This window comes from Arthrobacter sp. JCM 19049 (genome assembly GCF_001310435.1).
The window spans coordinates 1-583 of sequence record NZ_BAXF01000905.1 but is presented as its reverse complement, the minus strand read 5'-3'; the positions used below and the strand labels follow the sequence as shown (position 1 = coordinate 583).

General features: G+C 69.5%; 1 pseudogene. It reads left to right on the top strand.

Annotation, left to right across the window (positions count from 1 at the left end):
* Positions 1-583, top strand: a pseudogene (locus JCM19049_RS17035) (ABC transporter ATP-binding protein); the annotation flags it as partial.

Here is a 583-nt window from a genome sequence, read left to right as displayed (position 1 = left end):
GGCCAAGAAGCTGGGGCTGCTGCCGCAGACCCCCAACGCCCCGGACGGGATCACCGTGCGCGAGCTGATCAGCCGCGGCCGATACCCGCACCAGGCTGGTTCAAGCGCTTCTCCGCGGAGGACGAGGCTGCCGTGGCCCGGGCCATGGAGCTGACCCGCACCTCGGAGCTGTCCGAACGCCCGGTCGATGAGCTCTCCGGCGGGCAGCGCCAGCGCGTGTGGATCGCGATGGCGCTGGCCCAGGAAACCGGTCTGCTGCTGCTGGATGAGCCGACCACCTACTTGGACATCGCCCATCAGCTCGAGGTGCTGGACGTGATCGCCGAGCTGAACCGCACCCGCGGGATCACCGTGGTGATCGTGCTGCACGATCTGAACCTGGCCGCCCGCTACGCCGACCACCTGGTGGCGCTGAAGGACGGGAAGATCTTCGCCTCCGGGCACCCCAGCGTGGTGGTCACCGAGAAAACCGTCAAGGAGGTGTTCGGGATGCCCTCGCGGGTCATCCCCGACCCGGTGGCCGGCACCCCGCTGGTGCTGCCCATCGGCAAGCACCGGGTGCTGCGCGCCGAAAGCCTGCTGG